The organism is Pseudomonas umsongensis, from assembly GCF_002236105.1.
Taxonomy (GTDB): Bacteria; Pseudomonadota; Gammaproteobacteria; order Pseudomonadales; family Pseudomonadaceae; genus Aquipseudomonas; species Aquipseudomonas umsongensis.
On the sequence record NZ_NIWU01000002.1, the window covers coordinates 437,699 to 462,085 of the forward strand.

At 60.6% G+C, this 24,387-nt stretch carries 23 protein-coding genes; 20 read left to right on the top strand and 3 right to left on the bottom strand.

All coding sequences use genetic code 11. The features are described from left to right. The first annotated feature begins 79 nt into the window (after window positions 1–79). The 15 genes from PSUM_RS12275 to PSUM_RS12345 all read left to right on the top strand — a co-directional run bounded on the left by PSUM_RS12275 (window position 80) and on the right by PSUM_RS12345 (window position 16,476). Window positions 80–766 (top strand): tellurite resistance TerB family protein, encoded by a 687-nt coding sequence (locus tag PSUM_RS12275; protein ID WP_083348308.1) that lies wholly within the window; start codon window positions 80–82, stop codon window positions 764–766. Between the two features lie 121 nt (window positions 767–887). Then, complete coding sequence (locus PSUM_RS12280) at window positions 888–2,510, top strand: methyl-accepting chemotaxis protein (protein ID WP_083348309.1); 1,623 nt, start codon at window positions 888–890, stop codon at window positions 2,508–2,510. Continuing rightward, entirely contained in the window at window positions 2,510–3,046 is a 537-nt protein-coding gene (locus PSUM_RS12285; RefSeq protein ID WP_020799663.1) for a chemotaxis protein CheW, read from the top strand. The genes PSUM_RS12280 and PSUM_RS12285 overlap by 1 nt, the downstream gene beginning before the upstream one ends. Next, window positions 3,043–4,314, top strand: a complete 1,272-nt coding sequence (locus PSUM_RS12290) for a CheR family methyltransferase (RefSeq protein ID WP_083348310.1) — start codon at window positions 3,043–3,045, stop codon at window positions 4,312–4,314. The genes PSUM_RS12285 and PSUM_RS12290 overlap by 4 nt, the downstream gene beginning before the upstream one ends. Further along, window positions 4,311–4,994, top strand: coding sequence for a chemotaxis protein CheW (locus PSUM_RS12295; RefSeq protein WP_083348311.1), 684 nt, complete (start codon window positions 4,311–4,313; stop codon window positions 4,992–4,994). The genes PSUM_RS12290 and PSUM_RS12295 overlap by 4 nt, the downstream gene beginning before the upstream one ends. Further along, a complete protein-coding gene (locus PSUM_RS12300; RefSeq protein ID WP_083348312.1) occupies window positions 4,991–7,276 on the top strand; it encodes a hybrid sensor histidine kinase/response regulator in 2,286 nt (761 codons plus the stop codon). Before PSUM_RS12295 ends, PSUM_RS12300 begins: the two co-directional genes overlap by 4 nt. Continuing rightward, window positions 7,273–8,283, top strand: coding sequence for a chemotaxis response regulator protein-glutamate methylesterase (gene cheB, locus PSUM_RS12305; RefSeq protein ID WP_083348313.1), 1,011 nt, complete (start codon window positions 7,273–7,275; stop codon window positions 8,281–8,283). Before PSUM_RS12300 ends, cheB begins: the two co-directional genes overlap by 4 nt. Window positions 8,284–8,330: 47 nt before the next feature. Next, complete coding sequence (locus PSUM_RS12310; protein WP_083348314.1) at window positions 8,331–9,332, top strand: response regulator; 1,002 nt, start codon at window positions 8,331–8,333, stop codon at window positions 9,330–9,332. Between the two features lie 231 nt (window positions 9,333–9,563). Further along, window positions 9,564–10,659 (top strand): peptide chain release factor 2 gene (gene prfB / locus PSUM_RS12315; RefSeq protein WP_098465888.1). Its coding sequence is split into 2 segments (ribosomal slippage): window positions 9,564–9,635 and window positions 9,637–10,659, totalling 1,095 coding nucleotides; the frame shifts between segments, so codons are not numbered across the junction. Between the two features lie 106 nt (window positions 10,660–10,765). Next, a complete protein-coding gene (lysS, locus tag PSUM_RS12320) occupies window positions 10,766–12,268 on the top strand; it encodes a lysine--tRNA ligase (RefSeq protein ID WP_033043263.1) in 1,503 nt (500 codons plus the stop codon). Between the two features lie 98 nt (window positions 12,269–12,366). Further along, entirely contained in the window at window positions 12,367–13,083 is a 717-nt protein-coding gene (locus PSUM_RS12325) for a TetR/AcrR family transcriptional regulator (RefSeq protein WP_020799654.1), read from the top strand. A gap of 164 nt (window positions 13,084–13,247) precedes the next feature. Further along, window positions 13,248–13,802 carry a hypothetical protein gene (locus PSUM_RS12330; protein WP_020799653.1) on the top strand — a complete coding sequence of 185 codons (555 nt, stop codon included), beginning with the start codon at window positions 13,248–13,250 and terminating at the stop codon, window positions 13,800–13,802. A gap of 26 nt (window positions 13,803–13,828) precedes the next feature. Beyond that, the gene (locus PSUM_RS12335; protein WP_020799652.1) at window positions 13,829–15,106 is read left to right on the top strand and encodes a flavohemoglobin expression-modulating QEGLA motif protein; all 1,278 of its coding nucleotides are present in this window, start codon (window positions 13,829–13,831) and stop codon (window positions 15,104–15,106) included. A 129-nt stretch (window positions 15,107–15,235) separates the two neighbouring features. Continuing rightward, window positions 15,236–16,150 (top strand): alpha/beta hydrolase, encoded by a 915-nt coding sequence (locus tag PSUM_RS12340; RefSeq protein ID WP_020799651.1) that lies wholly within the window; start codon window positions 15,236–15,238, stop codon window positions 16,148–16,150. Further along, window positions 16,147–16,476, top strand: a complete 330-nt coding sequence (locus PSUM_RS12345; RefSeq protein ID WP_020799650.1) for a PA3694 family proteiin — start codon at window positions 16,147–16,149, stop codon at window positions 16,474–16,476. Before PSUM_RS12340 ends, PSUM_RS12345 begins: the two co-directional genes overlap by 4 nt. A gap of 90 nt (window positions 16,477–16,566) precedes the next feature. Here PSUM_RS12345 and lptF read toward each other — a convergent pair whose 3' ends face one another. The 3 genes from lptF to PSUM_RS12360 all read right to left on the bottom strand — a co-directional run bounded on the left by lptF (window position 16,567) and on the right by PSUM_RS12360 (window position 18,428). Next, window positions 16,567–17,358, bottom strand: a complete 792-nt coding sequence (gene lptF / locus PSUM_RS12350) for a lipotoxin F family OmpA-related lipoprotein LptF (protein ID WP_083348315.1) — start codon at window positions 17,356–17,358, stop codon at window positions 16,567–16,569. Window positions 17,359–17,405: 47 nt separating this feature from the next. Continuing rightward, complete coding sequence (locus PSUM_RS12355) at window positions 17,406–17,813, bottom strand: DUF4398 domain-containing protein (RefSeq protein WP_020799648.1); 408 nt, start codon at window positions 17,811–17,813, stop codon at window positions 17,406–17,408. Window positions 17,814–18,083: 270 nt separating this feature from the next. Then, complete coding sequence (locus PSUM_RS12360; protein WP_020799647.1) at window positions 18,084–18,428, bottom strand: hypothetical protein; 345 nt, start codon at window positions 18,426–18,428, stop codon at window positions 18,084–18,086. A gap of 200 nt (window positions 18,429–18,628) precedes the next feature. Here PSUM_RS12360 and ppc point away from each other — a divergent pair, with 200 nt between their 5' ends. From ppc to PSUM_RS12390, 5 genes are all read left to right on the top strand, one after another. Next, window positions 18,629–21,259, top strand: a complete 2,631-nt coding sequence (gene ppc / locus PSUM_RS12365) for a phosphoenolpyruvate carboxylase (protein WP_020799646.1) — start codon at window positions 18,629–18,631, stop codon at window positions 21,257–21,259. Window positions 21,260–21,548: 289 nt separating this feature from the next. Further along, a complete protein-coding gene (gene adk / locus PSUM_RS12375) occupies window positions 21,549–22,196 on the top strand; it encodes an adenylate kinase (RefSeq protein ID WP_020799645.1) in 648 nt (215 codons plus the stop codon). 87 nt (window positions 22,197–22,283) lie between these two features. After that, window positions 22,284–22,958: a tRNA (adenosine(37)-N6)-threonylcarbamoyltransferase complex dimerization subunit type 1 TsaB gene (gene tsaB, locus PSUM_RS12380; protein WP_020799644.1), complete on the top strand. Its 675-nt coding sequence runs from the start codon at window positions 22,284–22,286 to the stop codon at window positions 22,956–22,958. 234 nt (window positions 22,959–23,192) lie between these two features. Continuing rightward, window positions 23,193–23,498: a hypothetical protein gene (locus tag PSUM_RS12385; RefSeq protein WP_033043307.1), complete on the top strand. Its 306-nt coding sequence runs from the start codon at window positions 23,193–23,195 to the stop codon at window positions 23,496–23,498. After that, a complete protein-coding gene (locus PSUM_RS12390) occupies window positions 23,495–24,355 on the top strand; it encodes a DUF72 domain-containing protein (RefSeq protein ID WP_173667173.1) in 861 nt (286 codons plus the stop codon). Before PSUM_RS12385 ends, PSUM_RS12390 begins: the two co-directional genes overlap by 4 nt. Window positions 24,356–24,387: the final 32 nt, after the last annotated feature.

Consider the following 24,387-nt stretch of genomic DNA (forward strand, 5'->3'; position numbering starts at 1 on the left):
ACTCACCGGGGGCGCCGGGCACTTTCGATTTAGGCTGATGGCCTTAGTGTCCGGTTAAACCCTTTTGTGGAGGCGGAAAATGATCACCCGTGGATTGCTCGACCAACTGCTCAAGTCTGGCCAGGATCTGTTGCAAAAAAATACCGGTGCGGCGCAGAACAAGGGGGCGAGCAGTGGCATCGGCAGCTTGCTCTCCGGTGCGGGCGGCGGGGCCCTCGCCGCTGGGGCCATGGGCCTGCTGCTGGGTAACAAGAAGGCGCGCAAGGTCGGAGGCAAGGTCGCGGTTTATGGCGGCCTCGCCGCATTGGGCGTGCTGGCCTACAAAGCCTACGGCAACTGGCAAGCCCAGCAGGGCACGGCCCCGAAGACCGAACCGCAAACCCTGGATCGCCTGCCAATGGCGCAAGCCGAGCAGCACAGCCAGGCGATTCTCAAGGCCCTGGTGGCCGCGGCCAAGGCAGACGGTCATATTGACGCGCGCGAACGCGAGCTGATCGAAGGTGAGTTCAGCAAGCTCGACAACGATCAGGAGCTGCAACACTGGCTTCACGCGGAACTGAACAAGCCACTGGATCCGACCGATGTCGCCCGCGCCGCCAGCACCCCGGAAATGGCTGCCGAGATGTACATCGCCAGTGTGATGCTGGTGGATGAGGAGAGCTTCATGGAGAAGTCCTACCTCGATGAGCTGGCGCGGCAACTCAAGTTGGCGCCAGGGTTGAAGGCCGAACTGGAGAAGCAGGTGCGCCAGGCTGCGATCTTTTGACTATAAACCGACCACTTCGATTTTTTTTGCCAAGAGATGAGAAGTGGCGCAACCGTCTTATAAATGAAACAGCGCCCTCGGCTATACTCCCCGCATTTCAAAATGGCCCCGAGGATTGACTGTGAAGAACTGGACGTTGCGCCAACGCATTTTGGCGAGCTTTGCGGTAATTATCGCCATCATGTTGCTGATGGTGGTCGTCTCGTATTCGCGCTTGTTGAAGATCGAGACCAGCGAAGCCAGCGTTCGTGAGGATGCGCTGCCGGGCTTGTATTACAGCTCGATGGTCCGCGGCGCCTGGTCCGACAGTTACTTGCGGATGTTGGAGATGCTCGGGCTGGAGCAGGGACAGGGCTTCACCGCCAAGGATGCCTCGGATTTCAAGGATTTCTCCGCGCGCTTGCAAGAGCAGATGGAGCTTTATCGCGCCACGGTGACGACGGATGAAGACAAGGTCGAATATGCCGCGTTTGAAAAACTCCACGCGGACTACCACCGCATCCTGCTCGCCGTTACGGATTTGCATAAACGCAACCAGGACGCCGAAGCCATCAGGATGTTCAACGAAGAGCTGACCCCCGTCTGGACAGCGGGTCGAATGAAGCTCAGTGATATTCTGCGCCACAACAAAGCAGTGGCAGACCAGGCTGTGGCGGCCATCGACGATGCGGTACTCACCGCCAAGATCATCATGGGTATTTCCCTGGTGTTCGCGGTATTGGCCGCCGGCCTTTGCGGCCTGCTGCTGATGCGCGCCATCATGGCGCCGATGAATCGTATCGTGCAAATCCTCGAAATCATGCGCACGGGCGATCTGAGCTCGCGTCTCAATCTTGAGCGCAAGGACGAATTCGGTGCCGTGGAAACCGGCTTCAACGACATGATGACCGAGCTGACCGCCCTGGTGTCCCAGGCCCAGCGCTCGTCGGTGCAAGTGACCACATCGGTCACCGAGATCGCCGCGACGTCCAAGCAACAGCAGGCCACCGCCACCGAAACGGCCGCGACCACCACTGAAATCGGCGCGACTTCCCGGGAAATCGCCGCTACGTCTCGTGACCTGGTACGCACCATGACCGAAGTGTCCACCGCCGCCGACCAGGCTTCGGTGGCCGCCGGTTCCGGGCAACAGGGCCTGGCGCGCATGGAAGAGACCATGCATTCGGTGATGGGCGCGGCCGACCTGGTCAACGCCAAGCTGGCGATCCTCAACGAGAAGGCCGGCAACATTAACCAGGTGGTGGTCACCATCGTCAAGGTCGCCGATCAGACTAACCTGTTGTCGCTCAACGCGGCTATCGAAGCCGAGAAGGCCGGCGAATACGGTCGAGGTTTTGCCGTGGTTGCGACTGAAGTCCGGCGTCTGGCGGACCAGACCGCCGTCGCCACCTACGACATCGAGCAGATGGTGCGCGAAATTCAATCGGCGGTGTCGGCCGGTGTGATGGGCATGGACAAATTCTCCGAGGAAGTGCGCCGCGGCATGTTCGAGGTGCAGCAGGTGGGCGAGCAGTTGTCGCAGATCATCCATCAGGTCCAGGCGCTGGCGCCGCGGGTGTTGATGGTCAACGAAGGCATGCAGGCCCAGGCCACCGGCGCCGAGCAGATCAACCACGCGCTGGTGCAATTGGGTGATGCCAGCAGCCAGACCGTCGAATCCCTGCGCCAGGCCAGCTTCGCCATCGACGAGCTGAGCCAGGTGGCGGTAGGGCTGCGTAGCGGCGTCTCGCGATTCAAAGTCTGATGAGCGAACTCACGGCCAAGCGCTCTGCCGTGAAACAGGCGGCGCACGCGTTATTCCTGGTGTTTCGCATCGGTCACGAGCGGTATGCCTTGCAGGCGATCGAGGTGGCGGAAGTGCTGTCGCGCCTGCCATTGAAGCCGATTGCCCAGGCGCCGCATTGGGTCGCCGGAGTATTGGCCTATCGTGGCGCGGTGGTGCCGGTCATCGACCTCAGTGCATTGACCTTCGGCACGCCCGCGCAGGCGCGCACCAGCACGCGCCTGGTGCTGGTGCATTACCGGCCGGATGCAACCGCCCAGGCGCAATTACTCGGTCTGATTCTGGAACGGGCCACCGACACCGTGCGTTGCAATCCGGCGGAATTTCAGCCCTATGGCCTGGACAATCCACAGGCGCCGTACCTGGGGCCCGTACGTGAAGATGCCCAGGGTTTGTTGCAATGGGTGCGGGTGGCCGACCTGCTGGACGATCAGGTCCGTGCGCTGTTGTACCCGACGCCACCCCTTGACCCGGCATTGCTGGAGCAGTGGCAATGAGTAGCGACCAGCGGTTTTTCGATTTTCTCAAGGAGCGTATCGGCCTCGACGTGACGTCGGTCGGCCCGGCGATCATCGAGCGTGCGGTACGCCAACGCAGTGCCGCGTCCCAAGCGCAGACGGCCGACGAATATTGGTGCACCTTGCAGTGTTCAAGCGACGAGCAGCAGGCGTTGATCGAAGCGGTGATCGTCCCTGAAACCTGGTTTTTCCGTTACCCGGAATCTTTCACCACCCTGGCGAAACTGGCGACCAGGCGCCTGGCCGAGCTCAACAATATGCGCGCCCTGCGGATTCTGAGCCTGCCGTGCTCCACCGGCGAAGAGCCTTATTCCATTGCCATGGCGCTGCTGGATGCCGGGTTCAAGCCGCACCAGTTCAAGGTCGATGGCATGGACGTCAGCCCTTTGTCGGTGGAAAAAGCCCGACGAGCGCTATACGGCAAGAATTCGTTTCGCGGTCAGGACATTGCGTTTCGTGACCGCCATTTCAGCGCCGAAAACGACGGCTATCGACTCAGCGCCCCGGTACTGGAGCAAGTGCGCCTGCAGGTCGGCAATCTGCTCGATCCGACCTTGCTCGCCAGCGAGCCACCCTTTGACTTCGTGTTCTGCCGCAATCTGCTGATCTACTTCGATCTGCCAACACAGAAACAGGTTTTCGAGGTACTCAAGCGCTTGACCCATGTTGATGGGGTACTGTTTATCGGCCCGGCGGAGGGCAGTCTGCTGGGGCGCCTGGGCATGCGTTCGATTGGCATCCCACAATCCTTTGCCTTCAGTCGCCATGGCGCTCCGGAGCCCGAGCCGCTGCCGGCATTCGTACCCACACCGTTGCCAGTGCCGCAACCCGTGCGCAGGGTTGCGCCGGTACCGACTCAACGGCGCCCGTTCGCCAGCGTCAAGCAGGTATCGCACCCGGTCGCACCAAGCACATCCGACGCCGCCGCGCTGCTGGCGAACGTCGCCGCGCTGGCCAACGAAGGCAAAAGCGCCGAAGCCCGTGCCGCTTGTGATAACTATCTACGCCACCACGAACCGGTGGCCCAGGTGTTTTATTGGCTGGGGCTGCTCAGCGATGTCGCCGGCAGCGTCCTCGAGGCCCAGGGTTTTTATCGCAAGGCGTTGTACCTCGACCCGCAACATGCCGATGCGTTGATGCACTTGGCCGCCTTGCTGCAATCCCAGGGTGATACCGCGGGCGCCAGACGATTGCAGGACCGCGCCGCCCGCAGCGAGCGCTCCGCCGACAGTGAGCGTAAACGATGATCGCCTCCGACTCCTTGAACGTCACCCATGAAGATGCCCAGTCCATCGACGACTGCTGGAATCGCATTGGCATTCACGGCGACAAGTCCTGCCCGCTGCTGAGCGAACACATTCACTGCCGTAATTGCGCGGTGTATTCGGCGGCCGCCACGCGCCTGCTGGATCGCTACGCGTTGCAGCAGGAGGAACGCGCGTCAGCGTCCATTGCCGTCGAAAGCGAGGTGAAAACCCGTTCGCTGCTGATGTTCCGCCTCGGCGAAGAATGGCTGGCGCTGGCCACTCGCAGCCTGGTCGAAGTGGCGCCGTTGCAAACCATTCATTCATTGCCCCATCAACGCTCCCGGGCCTTGCTAGGGGTGGCGAATGTACGGGGTGCGTTGGTGGCGTGCCTCTCTTTGGTCGAGTTGCTGGGGCTCGATAGCACCAGCAGCGTTGCCAGCGGCGCGCGAGTCGTGCCGCGCATGCTGATCATCGCCGCCCACGGCGGTCCCGTGGTGGTGCCGGTAGACGAAGTGGACGGAATACATGCCATCGACGAACGCATCCTCGAAGCGGCGTCCCGCTCTGGCGCGCAGGCCAGTGCCAAGTACACCCGTGGCGTGATGCAATTCAAAGGTCGCGGCCTGCGCTGGCTGGATGAAGATCAGCTGATGTCCGCCGTGACCCGGAGCCTCACATGACCCCCGAGCAAATGCGCGACTCTTCGTTGCTGGAGCTGTTCAGCCTGGAAGCCGAGGCCCAGACCCAGGTGCTGAGCGCAGGTTTGTTGGCGCTGGAACGTGATCCGACCCAGGCTGATCATCTCGAATCGTGCATGCGTGCGGCACATTCGCTAAAAGGCGCGGCCCGGATCGTCGGCGTCGATGCTGGCGTCAGCGTTGCCCATGTCATGGAAGATTGCCTGGTCAGTGCCCAGGAAGGGCGCTTGTACCTGCGCCCGGAACACATTGATGCGTTGCTGCAAGGTACCGACCTGCTGATGCGCATCGCGACACCGAACAATGCGCCGGGCGCTGCGGACATCGAAGCGTATGTCGCATTGATGGGGCGCTTGCTCGATCCAATGGCTGCTGCGATACCGAGCATGACCCCCGCCGCGCTGGTGATGGCCGAGCTGCAAGTTGAAGCGCCCGCACCCACGATCGAAGAGCCGGCGGCGCCCGTCGAATCGCTGGCGGTATCGCCGAAACTGGCCAGGCGCACCACCGAAAACGGCGAGCGCGTACTGCGCGTCACTGCCGAGCGCTTGAACAGCCTGCTCGATCTGTCGAGTAAATCCCTGGTGGAAACCCTGCGGCTCAAACCGCACCTGGCAACCATGCAGCGGCTCAAGCGCATGCAGAGCAACAGTCAGCGGGCGCTGGAAAACCTCAACGTCCATCTCAAGGAGCAAGTCCTGAGCCTCGAAGCCCGGGAAGCCCTCGACGATGCACGCCGGCTCCTGGCGGAGTCCCAGCAATTGCTGGTGGAAAAAAACGCCGAACTGGATGAGTTTGCCTGGCAGGCCAGCCTGCGCGCGCAGGTGTTGTACGACACCGCCCTGGCTTGTCGCATGCGGCCGTTCGCCGATGTCTTGACGGGGCAGGTGCGGATGGTCCGCGACCTCGGTCGTAGCCTCGGCAAGCAAGTGCGGCTGGAGATCGAGGGCGAAAAGACCCAGGTCGATCGCGACGTCCTGGAAAAACTCGAAGCGCCACTGACTCACTTGCTGCGCAATGCCGTCGATCACGGTATCGAAAGCCCGGAACAAAGGCTGTTGGCGGGTAAGCCGGCAGAGGGCCTGATTCGTCTGCGCGCGTCCCATCAGGCCGGATTGCTGGTGCTGCAGCTGAGCGATGACGGTAACGGGGTCGATCTGGAAAAGGTCCGTCGCAGCATCGTCGAACGCCAGTTATCCCCGGCCGATACCGCCGCGCAATTGAGTGAAGAGGAACTGCTGACCTTCCTTTTCCTGCCCGGCTTCAGTCTGCGCGACACTGTCACCGAAGTCTCCGGGCGCGGCGTTGGCCTGGATGCGGTGCAGCACATGGTTCGCCAGTTGCGCGGTGCGGTGGTGCTGGAGCAGACGGCGGGCGAGGGCAGTCGTTTCCATCTCGAGGTGCCCCTGACCCTGTCCGTGGTGCGCAGCCTGGTGGTGGAAGTCGGTGAAGAGGCTTATGCCTTCCCGCTGGCCCACATTGAACGCATGTGTGATCTGGAGCCGGCGGATATCGTTCAGGTCGAGGGCCGCCAGCATTTCTGGCATGAAGGCCGGCATGTCGGGCTGGTCGCCGCCAGTCAACTGTTGCAGCGTCCGGCCAGTCAAGGCAGCCAGCAAACCCTGAAAGTCGTGGTGATCCGCGAGCGTGATGCGATATATGGCATTGCGGTAGAACGCTTTATCGGCGAGCGGACATTGGTTGTATTGCCCCTGGATGAGCGCCTCGGCAAGGTCCAGGATATCTCCGCCGGCGCTCTGCTCGACGACGGTTCGGTGGTGTTGATCGTCGACGTCGAAGACATGCTGCGTTCGGTGGATAAGTTGCTCAACACCGGGCGGCTGGAGCGCATTGCGCGCCACAGCAACCAGGTCGTCGCAGCGGCCCGCAAGCGAGTCCTGGTCGTCGATGACTCCCTGACCGTGCGTGAGCTGCAGCGCAAACTGTTGCTCAATCGAGGTTATGACGTGGCCGTGGCGGTCGACGGCATGGATGGCTGGAATGCCTTGCGTTCCGAAGATTTCGACCTGCTGATCACCGACATCGACATGCCGCGCATGGACGGCATCGAGCTGGTGTCGTTGTTGCGCCGGGACAATCGTCTGCAATCGCTGCCGGTGATGGTGGTGTCCTACAAGGATCGTGAAGAAGACCGTCGTCGTGGACTGGACGCCGGGGCCGACTATTATCTAGCCAAAGCCAGTTTTCACGACGATGCCCTGCTCGATGCAGTGGTTGAGCTCATAGGAGGAGCACGGGCATGAAGATCGCAATCGTCAATGACATGCCAATGGCCGTGGAAGCCTTGCGCCGGGCATTGGCTTTCGAGCCGGCCCACCAGGTGATCTGGGTGGCGAGCAATGGCCGCGAGGCGGTGCAAAAGTGTGCCGAACAGACGCCAGACCTGATCCTGATGGATTTGATCATGCCGGTGATGGACGGAGTGGAAGCCACCCGGCACATCATGGCTGAAACGCCCTGCGCGATCGTCATCGTCACCGTCGATCGCCAGCAGAACGTGCATCGGGTGTTCGAGGCCATGGGCCATGGCGCCCTGGATGTGGTCGACACGCCAGCCCTCGGCGCGGGCAATGCCCAGGAAGCGGCGGCACCGCTGTTACGCAAGATCATGAATATCGGCTGGCTGATCGGCGACAAGGGCAATCGGGAACGATTGGCACCGGATCCGACGCGCAGTTCGGGCCCACGCCAGAGCCTGATCGCCATCGGTTCATCCGCTGGCGGGCCGGCGGCTTTGGAATGCCTGCTCAAGGGATTGCCGCGGGATTTTTCCCCGGCCATCGTCTTGGTCCAACACGTTGACCAGGTATTTGCCGCTGGCATGGCCGAATGGCTCGGCAGCGCCAGCGGCCTGAACGTGCGCCTGGCCCAGGAGGGCGAGCCGCCGCAAAGCGGCACCGTGCTGCTGGCGGGCACCAACCACCATATTCGTTTGTTGAAAAACGGCAAGCTGGCCTACACGGCCGAACCGGTCAACGAGATCTACAGGCCCTCTATCGATGTGTTTTTCGAGAGCGTGGCCAGTTACTGGAATGGCGATGCGGTTGGCGTTTTGTTGACCGGGATGGGGCGTGATGGCGCGCAAGGGCTTAAACTCATGCGCCAGCATGGCTACCTGACCATCGCACAAGATCAACAAAGCAGTGCGGTGTACGGCATGCCGAAGGCTGCAGCCGCCATCGATGCCGCCGTGGAAATACGCCCGCTGGAAAAGATAGCGCCACGATTGCTGGAGATATTCCCCAAGTGACCCTTTCAACCGCATTCCTGGCCCAAGTAGTATTCAGGTGAACGCACATGAATGATTTACAGCTCGACGACTTCAAGACTGACGAAAATGCCGCCATGGTGCTGTTGGTGGACGATCAGGCGATGATCGGCGAGGCCGTACGACGCGGTTTGTCGAGCGAAGAAAACATCGACTTCCACTTTTGCGCCGACCCGCACCAGGCCATCGCCCATGCCGTGCGCATCAAGCCGACGGTGATCCTGCAGGACCTGGTCATGCCCGGCCTCGATGGCCTGAGCCTGGTACGCGAATACCGCAACCACCCGGCGACCAGGGACATTCCGATCATCGTCCTGTCGACCAAGGAAGACCCGCTGATCAAGAGCGCGGCGTTCGCGGCCGGGGCCAACGACTACCTGGTCAAGCTGCCGGACAACATCGAGCTGGTGGCGCGCATTCGCTATCACTCGCGCTCCTACATGACGCTGCTGCAGCGTGATGCGGCCTACCGCGCTTTGCGGGTCAGCCAGCAACAGTTGCTCGACACCAACCTGGTGTTGCAACGCCTGATGAACTCCGACGGCCTGACCGGGCTGTCGAACCGTCGGCATTTCGATGAATACCTGGAACTCGAATGGCGCCGCTCGCTGCGTGAGCAGACCCAATTGTCGTTGCTGATGATCGATGTGGACTACTTCAAGACCTACAACGACACCTTCGGCCATCTGGAAGGCGACGAAGCCCTGCGCCAGGTCGCCGCGGCGATCCGCGACGCCAGCTCCCGACCTTCCGACCTCCCGGCCCGCTACGGCGGCGAAGAATTCGCCCTGGTACTGCCCAACACCTCGCAGGGCGGCGCGCGGCTGGTGGCGGAAAAACTGCGCATGACCGTGGCCGCGCTGAAGATCCCGCATATAGCCCCGACCGAAGGATCGAGCCTGACCATCAGCATCGGCCTGTCTACCATCATCCCGATATCTGGCAGCAATTGTCGTGAATTGATCTCGGCGGCGGACAAGGGGTTGTACCAGGCGAAGAACAACGGGCGTAATCAGGTGGGCATAGGCTGACCGACACAAAACACCCTGTGGCGAGGGGATTTATCCCCGCTGGGCTGCGAAGGGGCCCCAACAACGGGACTGCACAGTCCAACGGGGATAAATCCCCTCGCCACAGGTGATCTCCACAGTTGCAGAGGGCGTAGGTGAACCCCGCCTTTTCGGCCAAGCGGACTGCCGTTTCCGGCCGTTTACCGTTATACTCGCCGGCTTTCAAAAGTTCGCCAACGAGTGCTGCCCGCCATGGAAATCAACCCGATCCTTAACACCATCAAGGACCTGTCCGAGCGCTCCGAAACTATTCGGGGGTATCTTTGACTACGATCAAAAGCATGAGCGCCTGACCGAGGTCAATCGCGAGCTTGAAGATCCGAGTGTCTGGAACAAACCTGAATACGCCCAGGAACTGGGCCGCGAGCGCGCTGCGCTGGCGCAGATCGTCGATACCCTCGACGAACTGAACACGGGTCTGGCCGATTGCCGCGACCTGCTGGACATGGCTGTCGAAGAAAACGACGAAGGCGCAGTGGGCGATGTCGTCGCCGAGCTGGCCCGTCTTGAGGAAAACCTCGCCAAGCTTGAATTCCGCCGCATGTTCAGCCATGAAATGGACCCGAACAACGCCTACCTGGATATCCAGGCCGGCTCCGGTGGCACCGAGGCCCAGGACTGGGCCAACATCCTGCTGCGCATGTATCTGCGCTGGGCTGACAAACGCGGTTTCGACGCCACCATCATGGAACTGTCGGCCGGTGAAGTCGCTGGCATCAAGGGCGCGACCGTGCACATCAAGGGTGAATACGCCTTTGGCTGGCTGCGTACCGAGATCGGCGTACATCGCCTGGTTCGCAAGAGCCCGTTCGACTCTGGCAACCGTCGTCACACTTCGTTCTCGGCGGTTTTTGTCTCGCCAGAGATCGATGACAAGGTGGAAATCGAGATCAACCCGGCGGACTTGCGGATCGACACCTATCGTTCCTCCGGTGCCGGTGGTCAGCACGTAAACACCACCGACTCGGCCGTACGTATCACCCACGTACCGACCAATACCGTGGTCAGCTGCCAGAACGAACGTTCCCAGCATGCCAACAAGGACACCGCCATGAAAATGCTGCGGGCCAAGTTGTATGAGCAGGAAATGCAGAAACGCAACGCCGCGTCCCAGGCGCTGGAAGACACCAAGTCGGATATCGGCTGGGGTCACCAGATCCGTTCTTATGTGCTCGATGCGTCGCGGATCAAGGATCTGCGTACCAACATCGAACGCAGCGACTGCGACAAGGTGCTCGACGGCGATATCGACGAATACCTGGAAGCCAGCCTGAAATCAGGGCTGTAAGACATGCAATACGGGATCGGTCCCGATCCCTGTAGGAGCCGGCTTGCTGGCGATCCCCGGGCCGCAGGCCCGGGGGCAACGAACCTGTGATGGAATATTTAAAGACATGAGCGACCTAGAACTCGACCCGCAAGCCCTGCAACAGGAAGAAAACTCCCTGATCGCCCTGCGCAAGGAAAAGCTTGCTGCCGAGCGCGCCAAGGGCAATGCCTTCCCCAACGACTTCCGCCGCGAAAACTACTGCAATGACTTGCAGAAACAGTACGCGGACAAGACCAAGGAAGAGCTGGCAGAGGCTGCAATCCCGGTCAAGGTTGCCGGTCGCATCATGCTCAACCGTGGCTCGTTCATGGTGATCCAGGACATGACCGGTCGCATCCAGGTCTACGTCAACCGCAAGACCCTGTCCGAAGACACCCTGGCCGCGGTGAAAACCTGGGACATGGGCGACATCATTGCTGCCGAGGGCACCCTGGCCCGTTCCGGCAAAGGTGACCTGTACGTTGAAATGACCAACGTGCGCCTGCTGACCAAGTCCCTGCGCCCGCTGCCGGACAAGCACCACGGCCTGACCGACACCGAACAGCGCTATCGCCAGCGTTACGTTGACCTGATCGTCAACGAAGACGTGCGCCAGACGTTCCGCGTACGTTCGCAAGTGATCGCGCACATTCGCAGCTTCCTGATGAAGCGCGACTTCCTCGAAGTCGAAACGCCGATGCTGCAGACCATTCCTGGCGGTGCCGCGGCCAAGCCGTTCGAAACCCACCACAACGCGCTGGACATGGAAATGTTCCTGCGTATCGCGCCAGAGCTGTACCTGAAGCGTCTGGTGGTTGGTGGCTTCGAAAAAGTGTTCGAGATCAACCGCAACTTCCGTAACGAAGGCGTTTCGACTCGTCACAACCCTGAATTCACCATGTTGGAGTTCTACCAGGCCTACGCCGACTACGAAGACAACATGGACCTGACCGAAGAACTGTTCCGTGAGCTGGCACAGCTGGTCCTGGGCAGCACCGACGTGCCGTACGGCGACAAGGTGTTCCACTTCGGCGAGCCGTTCGTGCGCCTGTCGGTGTTCGACTCGATCCTCAAGTACAACCCTGAGCTGACCGCCGATGACCTGAACGACATCGACAAGGCTCGCGCCATCGCCAAGAAGGCCGGCGCCAAGGTGCTGGGCTTCGAAGGCCTGGGCAAGCTGCAGGTGATGATTTTCGAAGAGCTGGTCGAGCACAAGCTGGAGCAGCCGCACTTCATTACCCAGTACCCGTTCGAAGTATCGCCGTTGGCTCGCCGCAACGACGAGAACCCGAATGTCACCGACCGCTTCGAGCTGTTCATCGGTGGTCGTGAAATCGCCAACGCCTACTCCGAGTTGAACGACGCGGAAGACCAGGCCGAGCGTTTCATGGCCCAGGTGGCCGACAAGGACGCCGGCGACGACGAAGCCATGCACTACGACGCCGACTTCGTGCGCGCGCTGGAGTACGGCATGCCACCGACGGCCGGTGAAGGCATCGGCATCGACCGCCTGGTGATGTTGTTGACCAACTCCCCGTCGATCCGCGACGTGATCCTGTTCCCGCACATGCGGCCACAAGCGTAAGTGTTTCAATAAAAAGCCGCCTCTTCAGGCGGCTTTTTATTGCCTGTCTGGTACAAACGTATCAACTTGTTAGTTTCATCTGAGAGGAAAGACCTGTCGTGAATCGTGCAATGGCTCAAGAAGGTGCAGCGGGTATCGCCACTGCGGTTGCTGAAAGTGTTCAGTACCAGGGCCGCAAGGCCAGCCGGCAGGGCAGCGAGCAACGTCGACAGGACATTCTCGATGCCGCGATGCGCATTGTCGTGCGCGATGGCGTACGGGCCGTAAGGCATCGCGCGGTGGCTGCCGAGGCACAAGTGCCGTTATCGGCGACCACTTACTACTTCAAGGATATCGATGACCTGCTCACCGATACCTTCGCCCAGTATGTGGAGCGCAGCGCGGCCTACATGGCCAAGCTGTGGGTGAATAACGAGGGCCTGCTGCGCGACATGATCGCCAGTGGCGACGGCAGTGCGCAGGCTCGTTCAAAACTGGCGGACGACATTGCGCGGTTGATGACCGACTATGTGCACCGGCAACTGATCACCCGTCGTGAGCACTTGATGGCCGAGCAGGCGTTCCGCCAGGAAGCGCTGCTGAACCCGCGCCTGGCCGAGTTGGTGCGCTCCCATCAGCAAATCCTGTTGCAGGGTTCCTGCCAGCTTTTCCAGGTGCTGGGTTCTCGCGAACCACAGCAGGACGCCAAAGTGTTGACGGCGATAATCGGACGGATGGAATATCAGGGCCTGCTCAACGACGCCGAACCGGACGCCGAAGAGGAGATGCTGGGCATACTGACGCGTTATATGCATTTGGTGCTGGCTTCGGTATAACGCGCCCCCCGTACCGATCGTTCCCACGCTCCGCGTGGGAATGCCGCCCGGGACGCTCTGCGTCCCTTGCCGGTGTGACGCAGAGCGTCACTGGATGCATTCCCACGCGGAGCGTGGGAACGATCAGCGTGGACAAGTCATCGTGTGTCGATAGGGAGTGTTGAATGAAAGCTTGGTGCGCCGTAGTAATCGCCTTGTCGTTCCTGCTGCTCAGCGGCTGCCTGGTGACCTTCAAGGAGCCGCTGCCCACGAGCGAGCCCGCACCAAAAGGTTTATTGGGAAAATGGACCAGCACCAATGCCTGGGGTGAACCGCTGAATCTTGAGTTGACGCGCATCGGCGACAATCGCTATCAGGCAGTCAGCTACTTCAAGGCCAGGCCCAAGGAACGCGAGTCCTATCCATTTACCGTGTCTCACCACGGTAGCCGCTGGTATCTCTCGGCGAAAGCGCCAGCCCGGTTCGGCGGAAATTTCACGATTGCCGGCTTCGAACTCACCGACAAGCGCGAACTGGTGGTGTACAACCTCGACCTCGAGCAAATCAAGCAGGCGCTTGGGCAGAAAATTCTCAGTGGCGAAGGCTTCCAGACCGACGACGGCGAGGGCGTGTTGATCGACAGCAAGATGGACCAGGTATCGGCCTACCTCGACGATCCCGCCAACTCCGATGTATTCGTCGAAGCGGTCCGCTACCAGCGCCAGGCCAAGGCCCAATAACCAACAGGTTTCAACAGGAGTTCCGGGTGGACGATTACCAGCAGTCGATACGCATTTTGTCCGATCGCATTGTGCTGGCACAGACGCCGATTCGCGTCCTCGATGCGGTGAAATGGGACGACAACATCCGCAAGGGCTTCCTCAAGGCCAAGGGCAAGGAAATGCCCGCGGTGGACCGTGATTACTATCTCAACCGTCCGCTGGCCTTCGATTCCAGCAAGGTGAAGCTGGAATTCCAGAACATCGAGCGCGACATCACCCGTCAACTTGGCCAGTTCAACCCGGTCGGGCAAATCATGCGCCGCATGTGCAAGGAATACCGGATGGTGGTGCGCATGCTCGAAGCGCGTGGCACCGAGGATTTCGGCCTGATTTCCCAGGAGTTGTATGGCGCTGCCTCGGACGCCTTTCATGCTGGCGACCCGACCCTGTCCGACCTGGGCATGATGCTGTCCGAGTACCTGAACAACATCGACGGTCGTGGCGACCTCAAGGATGAACCGAAGACGCTGACGGCCAAGGAAGCGGTCGACCTGTTGCAACATCGCTTGAACAAAGTATTTGGCGAAGCCGAGGAAACCATCCGCGTGTTCGAGTCTGACGGCATCGTCGCCGATGCGGCTGCCGGCGCTGACTACATCAAGATCCGCTCCGATGCGATGTTCAATCAGCGCGATGTGCGCGCCCTGGAGGTCCACGAAGGGCTGGTGCATGTCGGTACCACCCTCAACGGTTTGAACCAGCCGATCTGCACCTTCCTGTCCAAGGGGCCGCCCTCGTCGACGGTGACCCAGGAAGGCCTGGCGATCCTGATGGAAATCATCACCTTTGCCTCCTACCCGAGCCGCCTGCGCAAGCTGACCAACCGCACGCGGGCCATTCACATGGTCGAGGAGGGCGCGGATTTCCTGCAGGTGTTCGAGTTCTTCCGCGAACAAGGCTTCGAGATGCCCGAGAGCTACAGCAACGCCAGTCGCGTTTTCCGCGGCTCGGTGCCGACAGGTCTGCCATTCACCAAAGACTTGTCCTACCTCAAGGGCTTCATCATGATTTACAACTACATTCAACTGGCCGTGCGTAAAGGCAAGCTGGAGCAGATACCGCTGTTGTTCTGCGGCAAGACTACCCTGGAAGACATGCGCACCTTGCGCCTGCTGGTGGATGAAGGCCTGGTGGTGCCGCCCAAGTACCTGCCTGAACAGTTTCGCGACATGAACGCGTTGTCGGCGTGGATGTGTTTCTCCAACTTCCTCAATCACCTGAGCCTGGACCGGATCGAGGCGGATTACTCCAATATCCTTTGATCAGATCGTTCCCACGCTCTGCGTGGGAATGCCGCCATGGACGCTCCGCGTCCACTGTGACGCGGAGCGTCACGTTATGCATTCCCACGCGGAGCATGGGAACGATCACCCACATTGAGGTTTCACCGGATGAGAATCCTCGGCATCTTCTGCCTTCTCCTGGCCCTGAGCGGTTGCAGCTCACTGCTGTTCTACCCCGAGCCCGGCCAGTTGTTCACCCCAGAGAAAGCCAAGCTCGAATACCGCGATATAACCCTGACCACCGCCGACGGCCTCAAGCTGCACGGCTGGTGGCTACCGGCAAAAAAAGGTGTCGAGGTCAAAGGCACCGTTTTGCACCTGCACGGCAACGGTGGCAACCTGCCCATGCACCTGGGCGGGAGTTGGTGGCTGCCTAAAGAGGGTTACCAGGTGTTGCTGGTGGACTATCGCGGTTACGGCTTGTCCGAGGGCGAACCGAGCTTGCCGGCGATCTATCAGGACATCGACGCCGCGTTCAAATGGCTCGACCAGGCCCCGGAGGTCAAGGGCAAGCCGCTGATCTTGCTGGGACAGAGCCTTGGCGGTTCGATGGCGGTTCACTACCTCGTGCAACACCCCGAGCGGCAAAAACAACTGAAGGCGGTTGTGCTCGATGGTGTGCCTGCCAGTTACCGCAGTGTCGGTCGTTATGCGCTGAGCAATTCATGGGTGTTCTGGGCGTTCCAGGTGCCGCTGTCCTGGCTGGTGCCTGATGGCGACAGTGCGATCAATTCCATGGCTCAGCTCAATGGCGTGCCGAAACTGATCTACCACAGCATCGACGATCCGCTCGTGCCTCTTTCCAACGGCATCCGTCTGTATCAAGCTGCGCCGCCGCCCAGGGTGCTGCAACTGACCCGTGGCGGTCACGTGCAGACATTCGCCGACCCGGTCTGGCGCAAAGTCATGTTGCGTTATCTCGATGACCCGCAGCATTTCAACGGCCTGCGCCGCTTGGGCGAAATCCCCAATTACCCGGCACCCGAACATTCTGAAAATGAACCACCAGAGAGCCCGCAATGAGTGAAGAACGTAACGCCATCCCGCTGATCATCACCGGTATCTGCAGCATCCTCGGCACCGTCGCGGCCTTGTGGTGGTACGGCTACCTGCACTTCGCCAAGCCAGAGGATGCGTTGCTGCTCAACGAATTCACCATGCTCAAGACCGTGCCGGGCGAAGACTACAAGGTCTCCCTGGAACCGGCGGCGCAAGTGGCGCAGTGCATTGATGGCGTGTTGGTGCTGTTCGACACCGAACAGAAAGGCCTGACCGGCGTGTTGGTTAACAACAAGAAGAAAGCGGTGCGTTGCATGGGGCAGGAAACCCCGCAGAAGCTGGAACAGTAGGCGCTGCCGAAGGCTGCGATCTTTTGATCTTGAAAACTAAAAGCCCCGCCTGATCAGATCAGGTGGGGCTTTTGGATTATTGCGTGATGCTTAATTCGAGCTCACCGCCGAACGCGGAATCACCGGCTGGTTGTCATTGGAAATCGTCACTTCCACCCGACGATTCTGTGCCCGGCCCGAGACACTGGTATTTTCCGCCACGGGATATTCCTTGCCATAACCCTGGGCGACGATGCGGGTTGGATCAACACCCATCTTCACCAGCGCCATGCGCACGGAGCTGGCGCGGCGTTCCGACAGTGACTGGTTGTGCGAGGCGGTACCGGTGCTGTCGGTGTAACCCTCGACAATCACCTTGCGGTCCGGATTCTCCTGAAGGTACTGGGCCAGTTTGTTGATGTTCATCATGCCGTTGGATTTCAGCTCGGCCTTGTCGGTGGCGAACAGCACATCACCGAAGGTCACCAACGTGCCGCGCTCGGTCTGTTTGGCATTGAGGCTGTCCTGCAGCTGCTTGATCTGCTGGTCGCGGGCGTCAAGACGCGCCTGGGCCCGTTGTGCAGAAGCGTTTTTCAGATTGGCTTCGGCGGTGCGCAGGGCGATGGTCTGTTTCGCCACTTCGACACGCTGGTTGGTCAGGTAGGCCAACTGGTCAACCTTGGCCGGGTCTTCCTTATCCAGATAGGCCTTGTCGGCCTTGTCCAGGTAATCGCTGGCGTCCTTGGTTTCCAGCGCCGCGACTTTGCTCGCCTGCGGGTTGGCTTGCAGGCCGGAATAATTGGTGCGGGCCTGTTCCAGATTGGCGTTCGGTGGCGTTGAGCATGCGGCCAAAGTAACGCTGGCGGCCAGCAGGGCAGGGATCATCAAATTTTTTGAATTCATGGTTTTAGTCCTTTTCAATCGAGTAAGAAATACGTCGTGCAGCGCTGTTACTGAACGGTGCGCTGGCTTTCCTGACGCAGTTCCTGAACCCCTTTCTGAGAGTCCTTCACAGATTGTTCGGCTTTCATCGCCTGGGCTTTGCGCTCGGCTACACGAGCGTCCCACTCAGCCTGTTCGGCCAAGGTCTTGGCTTGATCGAACTTCTTGTCGTGCATGGCAATTTCGGCTTGCTTGAGTTTGTCTTGTGCAGCCTTCATTTCCACTGCAGCGAATTCGGTACCACCGGCACTGACGGCGCTGTTGACCGCTGACTCGGTGACGGCGAATTGCTCGGTGGGTGGGTTACCCGCGCAGCCGGCCAGCACGAGGCCTGTGCCGATGGCCAGTGCCGCCATTTTCAGTCCGTGCAGGGAAGAGGATTTGCCAGTTCGGGTTTTCATCGTTTTCAACTCCATTGGGCTAACTCCTGAGCAACGTGAATATCCATCCTGGGCAATGAGCCGAAACCGTATTTCACAAGGCTTTTTGAAACGGCCGTCCCAGGCGTGGTTACTGGGTTGACCCGAGGCGTTTTTTGAAAGTTCAGAAATTTAGCTGGCTATCGAAAAAATTTCGACGCAGCGCGAAGGGCTCTATATCGAGGAATGTGGCGATGAACACAGCTGATCACACCCCTCGAAGGGGGTGCGAACAGTGATTTTCAGGAGGGACAAATACAAAAAAAATCAGTGCTTTTGCTTGTCGCCAGCGGCCGACAGGTCATGCAAATGACGACGGGACAAAGCGAGGAAACGTGGGGTCGGGCCGATGTCTTCGTACAACGGATCGCCCTCTTCATCAGTGGCCACTACGGTGGAACCTTTCACATAGGGAAAGCTTTTTTCCAGTTCTTCCAGGGCAGCCCCGATCAGTTCGCCCAGCAGTTCTTCAGGATGCCGCTTGGGGTACATCTCGATAATCGCCGCAAGCCGTGCGGCAGCCTCCACGTCCAGATGAATCGAATAGCCTGTGTCGGTCAGGCGACCCTTGGCGTTTTCTTCCCAGTGGTTGGCAAGCTCGCGGATTTTCATAATGACCTCATTGCACTCCTGCTCCCGGCAGGCGGGGAATGTCCGGCAGATGCCGGCGACAGCCGTTGTACGGCTTACCCTTGAGACTAGCTTTTACGCCAAAGGTTTAAAGGCCCTTCGTCGTCTTGCTTGTAAGAACCGGTCTGGAGCGGCACTCTTAAGGTTCCTGGTCGACCGGATTTTTCGCTGGAGAACTGTTGATGACCGATATTGATGCACGCTTGCGCGAAGACGTTCACCTGCTCGGTGAGTTGTTGGGCAACACCATTCGGGAACAGTACGGGGACGGCTTTCTCGACAAGATCGAGCAGATCCGCAAGGGTGCGAAGGCTGACCGTCGCGGTTCCATGGATGCCGAGCTCAGCGCCAGCCTCAACCAGTTGACGGAGGACGAGCTGCTGCCGGTGGCGCGGGCGTTCAACCAGTTTCTCAACCTGGCCAACATCGCCGAGCAGTACCAACTGATTCATCGTCGCGAAGAATCCCAGCCCGCGCCATTCGAGGCGCGGGTACTGCCGGAGCTGCTCGCCCGCCTGCGCGCCGAAGGTCATGGCGCCGAGTCCCTGGCCCGTCAGTTGGGACGGCTGGAAATCGAGCTGGTGCTGACGGCGCACCCGACCGAAGTCGCGCGCCGCACGCTGATCCAGAAATACGACGCCATCGCTGCGCAACTGGCGGCGCAGGACCATCGCGACCTGACCAGCGCCGAGCGCGAGCAGATCAAGTCGACATTGCAGCGCCTGATCGCCGAAGCCTGGCACACCGAAGAAATCCGCCGCACGCGCCCGACGCCGGTCGACGAAGCCAAATGGGGCTTCGCGGTGATCGAGCATTCACTGTGGCAAGCGATCCCCAACTACTTGCGCAAGGCCGACCAAGCCCTGCATGCCGCCACGGGACTGCATTTGCCATTGGAAGCGGCGCCGATTCGCTTCGCCTCGTGGATGGGCGGCGACCGCGACGGCAACCCCAACGTGACGGCGGCCGTGACCCGTGAAGTGCTGCTGCTGGCGCGCTGGATGGCGGCCGATTTGTACCTGCGCGATGTCGATCATCTGGCTGCCGAGTTGTCGATGCAGCAGGCCAGTGAAGAATTGAAGGCCAAGGCTGGCGACAGCGCCGAACCTTACCGCGCTGTGCTCAAGCAGCTACGCGAACGCCTGCGCGCCACGCGAAGCTGGGCGCACACCGCGTTGTCGACGCCGACGCCTGCACCGGCCGATGTACTGCAAGACAATCGCGACCTGCTCGACCCACTGGAGCTGTGCTACCACTCGCTGCATGAGTGCGGCATGGGCGTCATCGCCGACGGTCCCTTGCTCGATTGCCTGCGCCGGGCCGTGACGTTCGGCCTGTTCCTGGTGCGCCTCGATGTACGCCAGGACTCGTCGCGCCATACCGCGGCCATGACCGAAATCACCGACTACCTTGGCCTGGGTCGCTATGAAGACTGGAGCGAAGAAGAGCGCATCGCCTTCCTGACGCGCGAACTGAATAACCGTCGACCCTTGTTGCCGGCCTACTACAAGCCTTCGGCCGATACCGCCGAAGTGCTGGCGACTTGCCGGGAAATCGCTGCGGCGCCAGGAGCGTCGCTGGGCTCCTACGTGATTTCCATGGCCGGTGCCGCTTCCGATGTGCTGGCCGTGCAGCTGCTGCTCAAGGAGTCCGGGGTATTGCGGCCGATGCGCGTGGTGCCGCTGTTCGAAACCCTTGCCGACCTCGATAACGCAGGTCCGGTGATCGAGAAGCTCTTGTTGCTGCCGGGCTATCGCTCGCGCCTGCAAGGCCCGCAGGAAGTGATGATCGGTTATTCCGACTCGGCCAAGGACGCAGGGACCACGGCAGCCGCCTGGGCCCAGTACCGGGCGCAGGAACAACTGGTGGATATCTGCCGCTCGCACGACGTGGAACTGCTGTTGTTCCATGGTCGCGGCGGCACCGTGGGGCGGGGTGGCGGCCCGGCGCACGCGGCGATTCTGTCGCAGCCGCCGGGTTCGGTCGCCGGACGTTTCCGCACCACCGAGCAGGGAGAAATGATTCGATTCAAGTTCGGCCTGCCGGACATCGCCGAGCAAAACCTCAATCTGTATCTGGCCGCGGTGCTCGAAGCGACCTTGCTGCCACCGCCGCCGCCGACACCTGAGTGGCGCCATCTGATGGACGAACTGGCCGCCGATGGGGTCAGCGCCTACCGTGCGGTGGTGCGGGAAAATCCGCAGTTCGTGGAATATTTCCGCCAGTCCACCCCGGAACAGGAGCTTGGGCGCCTGCCGCTGGGCAGTCGCCCGGCCAAGCGCCGTGCTGGCGGGATCGAAAGCCTGCGGGCCATCCCGTGGATCTTCGGCTGGACCCAGACCCGGTTGATGCTGCCCGCCTGGTTGGGCTGGGAAGCGGCCCTGAGCAAAGCGCTGGAGCGCGGTGAGGGCGAACTGCTGCAGCAGATGCGCGAGCAGTGGCCGTTTTTCCGCACGCGCATCGACATGCTGGAAATGGTCCTGGCCAAGGCCGACGCGGATATCGCCCGCTCCTACGACGAGCGTCTGGTCGAGCCGGACTTGCTACCTTTGGGCGCGCATTTACGCGACCTATTGTCGCAGGCATGCGCCATCGTTCTCGGCTTGACCGGTCAGTCGCAGCTGCTGGCACATAGCCCAGCCACCCTGGAATTCATCCGCTTGCGCAACACTTACCTCGACCCGCTTCATCTATTGCAGGCAGAGTTGCTGGCACGATCGCGGCAACCGGATGTGGCCCAGGACAGCCCGGTAGAACAGGCGTTGCTGGTGTCTGTAGCAGGGATTGCCGCCGGTTTGCGCAACACCGGCTGAGGATTTTTGCCATGCTTTTGGGCATCCGGCGGGGGCGCCGGATGCGGTTCCAAGGCGGGTTAAAAAGTGCTGCCAGGCGACAGTTAATGATGGGGTTGCGACTTGGGGAACCCGGTTGCGCGGTCACGACAGGCAGTGGTTTCTCCGACTTTTGGCGGCTTGTGTGGGCGAAGCCTGCTGTGTATCTTGATCAGCCTTTGGCCGTTTGGGCGGTCACGACCCTATTTTTGAGATTGGCCCCACGAGGCGAATCTGACGTTATCCATATAAAAAATTGAGGAGCACATCGATGCGCGTCATTCTGCTGGGAGCTCCCGGGGCCGGTAAAGGTACTCAGGCTAAGTTCATCACCGAAAAATTCGGTATTCCGCAAATCTCCACCGGCGACATGCTGCGTGCCGCGGTCAAGGCTGGCACCGAGCTGGGCATCAAGGCCAAGAGCATCATGGATGCCGGTGGCCTGGTGTCCGATGACTTGATCATCGCCCTGGTCAAGGACCGTATCGCCCAGTCCGACTGCGCCAACGGTTTCCTGTTCGACGGTTTCCCGCGCACCATTCCACAGGCTGAAGCCCTGGTGACTGCCGGTGTCGAGCTCGACGCGGTGGTTGAAATCGCCGTTGAAGACGAAGAGATCGTGCAGCGTATCGCCGGTCGCCGTGTTCACGAGGCCAGCGGTCGTGTCTACCACATCGTCTACAACCCGCCGAAAATTGCTGGCAAGGACGACATCACCGGCGAAGAGCTGGTACAGCGCAAGGACGACACTGAAGAAACCGTGCGTCATCGCCTGTCCGTCTACCATTCGCAGACCAAACCGCTGGTGGACTTCTACCAGAAGCTGTCTGCTGCCAACGGCAAGCCGAAGTACAGCCATATCGAAGGCGTCGGCTCGGTTGAAGCGATCACCGACAAGGTGCTGGCTGCCCTGAGCTGAAAATAGCTTGATCTTCTACGGCCCGCTTGCGGGCCGTAGTTGTTTATACTGACGGACTTTTTTCTGACCTCTCTTGTGGAAACATCGATGAGCACCTTGCTGGCCCTGGACACCGCGACTGAAGCTTGCTCCGTTGCCTTGCTGCATGACGGCAAAGTGACGAGCCATTACGAGGTGATTCCGCGCCTGCATGCACAGAAGCTGCTGCCGATGATCCAGCAGTTGCTTGCCGATGCCGGTACCACCCTGCAAGCGGTCGATGCCATCGCCTTCGGTCGCGGGCCGGGTGCATTCACCGGCGTGCGGATTGCCATCGGTGTGGTGCAAGGCCTGGCCTTTGCACTCGATCGCCCAGTCTTGCCGGTGTCGAACCTGGCGGTGCTGGCCCAACGCGCCTATCGCGAACACGGTGCCAGCCAGGTCGCGGCGGCCATCGATGCGCGGATGGACGAGGTGTATTGGGGCTGCTACCGAGAAACCGCAGGGGAGATGCGCCTGGTCGGCTCCGAAGCGGTATTGCCACCGGAAGTCGCTGCATTGCCGGCCGATGCCAGCGGTGAGTGGTTCGGCGCGGGCACCGGTTGGGGCTATGCCGAACGCATTGGCGTCAGCCTGAGCGGGCAGGATGCGGGCATGTTGCCCCATGCTGAAGATTTGCTGACCCTGGCGCGTTTCGCTTGGGATCGTGGCGAGGCGATCGTGGCGGATGAGGCGCAGCCGGTTTACCTGCGCGATAAAGTGGCGACGCCGAAAGCGCGTTAATCCCTTGGTCCCAGGTGTCCGCTTCGCGAGCAGGCTCGCTCCCACAGGAGTTATGCCAATCCCTGTGGGAGCGAGCCTGCTCGCGAAGACGATCATGCCTGGCGAAGCCAATCGTCGTTTTCTAACCCCGGGTTTTAAACCTTTTGCCTTTTATGTGTTCTAGTTATCACTAGGCAGTTTGCGATGTGGGTTATGTGCCACTAGAATGCCATTACTGATACCGAGCATGCACCTATGCGTATAGACGGCGTTTCCTCTCAGTCCTACCCCATCAAGCGCAAGCCTCGCAAAGACCCGCGAGTGGAAGACGAGTCCGTCGATATCGAAGGCGAACTTGCATTTGCGACTGAAGAACAGCTGGCTGCCCGTGCCGCCAAAGCCGCTGCGCAGAAGCTGAGCAATCTTCCCGCCCGCCAGCAGGACATGCTTTATCACCGCGCGATGAACAAAAGCGTGGCAATGGCGCTGGCCAGTTACCTGAGCACCGCCAGTTTCGTCGATTGGGATGCACAAGTGCTGGGCCTCGACCTGTACATCTGATGTTGCCTTACTACCTTGGTTGCCCGTCCTGGAGCGAAAACGCCTGGCGTGATTACCTCTACCCGGCAGCGGCCAGGCCCGCCGATTTTCTGGGTCTCTATTCCCAAGTGTTCAACGCCGTGGAAGGCAATACGACCTTCTACGCGAGTCCCTCTGCCAGTACCGTGCAGCGATGGGCCGAGGTCATGCCCGCACACTTTCGCTTCACCGCGAAGTTTCCCCGCGAGATCAGTCACGGCGGGGACCTGCGAGAACAACTGACTGCCGCCGAAACCTTCACCCGATTGCTCAGCCCGCTGGGCGAGCGGATAGCGCCGTTGTGGCTGCAATTATCCAAGGGCTTTACGCCGCAACGCTTGCCCGAGCTGGCCGGATTCATCGACGCGCTGCAGCGCCCGCTGGCCGTTGAAGTGCGGCATGACGAGTTCTTTGCCAAGGGCGAGAACGAGCGGATGCTCAATCGCCTGTTGCTCGATCGTGGGGTCGAGCGCATTTGCCTTGATCCCCGTGCTTTGTTCAGCTGTACCTCCACCGACCCTTCGGTGCTGCACGCCCAATCGAAGAAACCCCGTGTGCCGCCGCGCCCTGCAGCGTTCACGCAGTTCCCGCAGGTGCGTTTCATCGGTCATCCGCAGCTTGAGGCCAATGAACCGTTCCTGTTGCCGTGGGTGGAGAAAATCGCCCTGTGGATCGAAGAAGGTCGTACGCCCTACATCTTCCTGCACACCGCCGACAATGTGCTCGCGGCGAAACTGGCACAACGTTTCCACGCGCGCCTGATGCTGCGTCTGCCTGGCTTGCCGGCGCTGCCTGAGCTATACAGAGAGCCCGCGGCGGAGCAACTTGGCTTGCTCTGAAGCGGACTCGTTTCCCTTCAGAGGAGCCTGCC

Bases quoted from the DNA above. Each gene is read 5' to 3' on its own strand.
- PSUM_RS12290 (WP_083348310.1), top strand. From the start codon at position 3,043: ATGAGTAGCGACCAGCGGTTTTTCGATTTTCTCAAGGAGCGTATCGGC.
- ppc (WP_020799646.1), top strand. From the start codon at position 18,629: ATGACCGATATTGATGCACGCTTGCGCGAAGACGTTCACCTGCTCGGT.
- cheB (WP_083348313.1), top strand. From the start codon at position 7,273: ATGAAGATCGCAATCGTCAATGACATGCCAATGGCCGTGGAAGCCTTG.
- lptF (WP_083348315.1), bottom strand. From the start codon at position 17,358: ATGAATTCAAAAAATTTGATGATCCCTGCCCTGCTGGCCGCCAGCGTT.
- adk (WP_020799645.1), top strand. From the start codon at position 21,549: ATGCGCGTCATTCTGCTGGGAGCTCCCGGGGCCGGTAAAGGTACTCAG.
- PSUM_RS12285 (WP_020799663.1), top strand. From the start codon at position 2,510: ATGAGCGAACTCACGGCCAAGCGCTCTGCCGTGAAACAGGCGGCGCAC.
- tsaB (WP_020799644.1), top strand. From the start codon at position 22,284: ATGAGCACCTTGCTGGCCCTGGACACCGCGACTGAAGCTTGCTCCGTT.
- PSUM_RS12330 (WP_020799653.1), top strand. From the start codon at position 13,248: ATGAAAGCTTGGTGCGCCGTAGTAATCGCCTTGTCGTTCCTGCTGCTC.
- lysS (WP_033043263.1), top strand. From the start codon at position 10,766: ATGAGCGACCTAGAACTCGACCCGCAAGCCCTGCAACAGGAAGAAAAC.
- PSUM_RS12310 (WP_083348314.1), top strand. From the start codon at position 8,331: ATGAATGATTTACAGCTCGACGACTTCAAGACTGACGAAAATGCCGCC.
- PSUM_RS12275 (WP_083348308.1), top strand. From the start codon at position 80: ATGATCACCCGTGGATTGCTCGACCAACTGCTCAAGTCTGGCCAGGAT.
- PSUM_RS12300 (WP_083348312.1), top strand. From the start codon at position 4,991: ATGACCCCCGAGCAAATGCGCGACTCTTCGTTGCTGGAGCTGTTCAGC.
- PSUM_RS12360 (WP_020799647.1), bottom strand. From the start codon at position 18,428: ATGAAAATCCGCGAGCTTGCCAACCACTGGGAAGAAAACGCCAAGGGT.
- PSUM_RS12345 (WP_020799650.1), top strand. From the start codon at position 16,147: ATGAGTGAAGAACGTAACGCCATCCCGCTGATCATCACCGGTATCTGC.
- PSUM_RS12355 (WP_020799648.1), bottom strand. From the start codon at position 17,813: ATGGAGTTGAAAACGATGAAAACCCGAACTGGCAAATCCTCTTCCCTG.
- PSUM_RS12340 (WP_020799651.1), top strand. From the start codon at position 15,236: ATGAGAATCCTCGGCATCTTCTGCCTTCTCCTGGCCCTGAGCGGTTGC.
- PSUM_RS12295 (WP_083348311.1), top strand. From the start codon at position 4,311: ATGATCGCCTCCGACTCCTTGAACGTCACCCATGAAGATGCCCAGTCC.
- PSUM_RS12385 (WP_033043307.1), top strand. From the start codon at position 23,193: ATGCGTATAGACGGCGTTTCCTCTCAGTCCTACCCCATCAAGCGCAAG.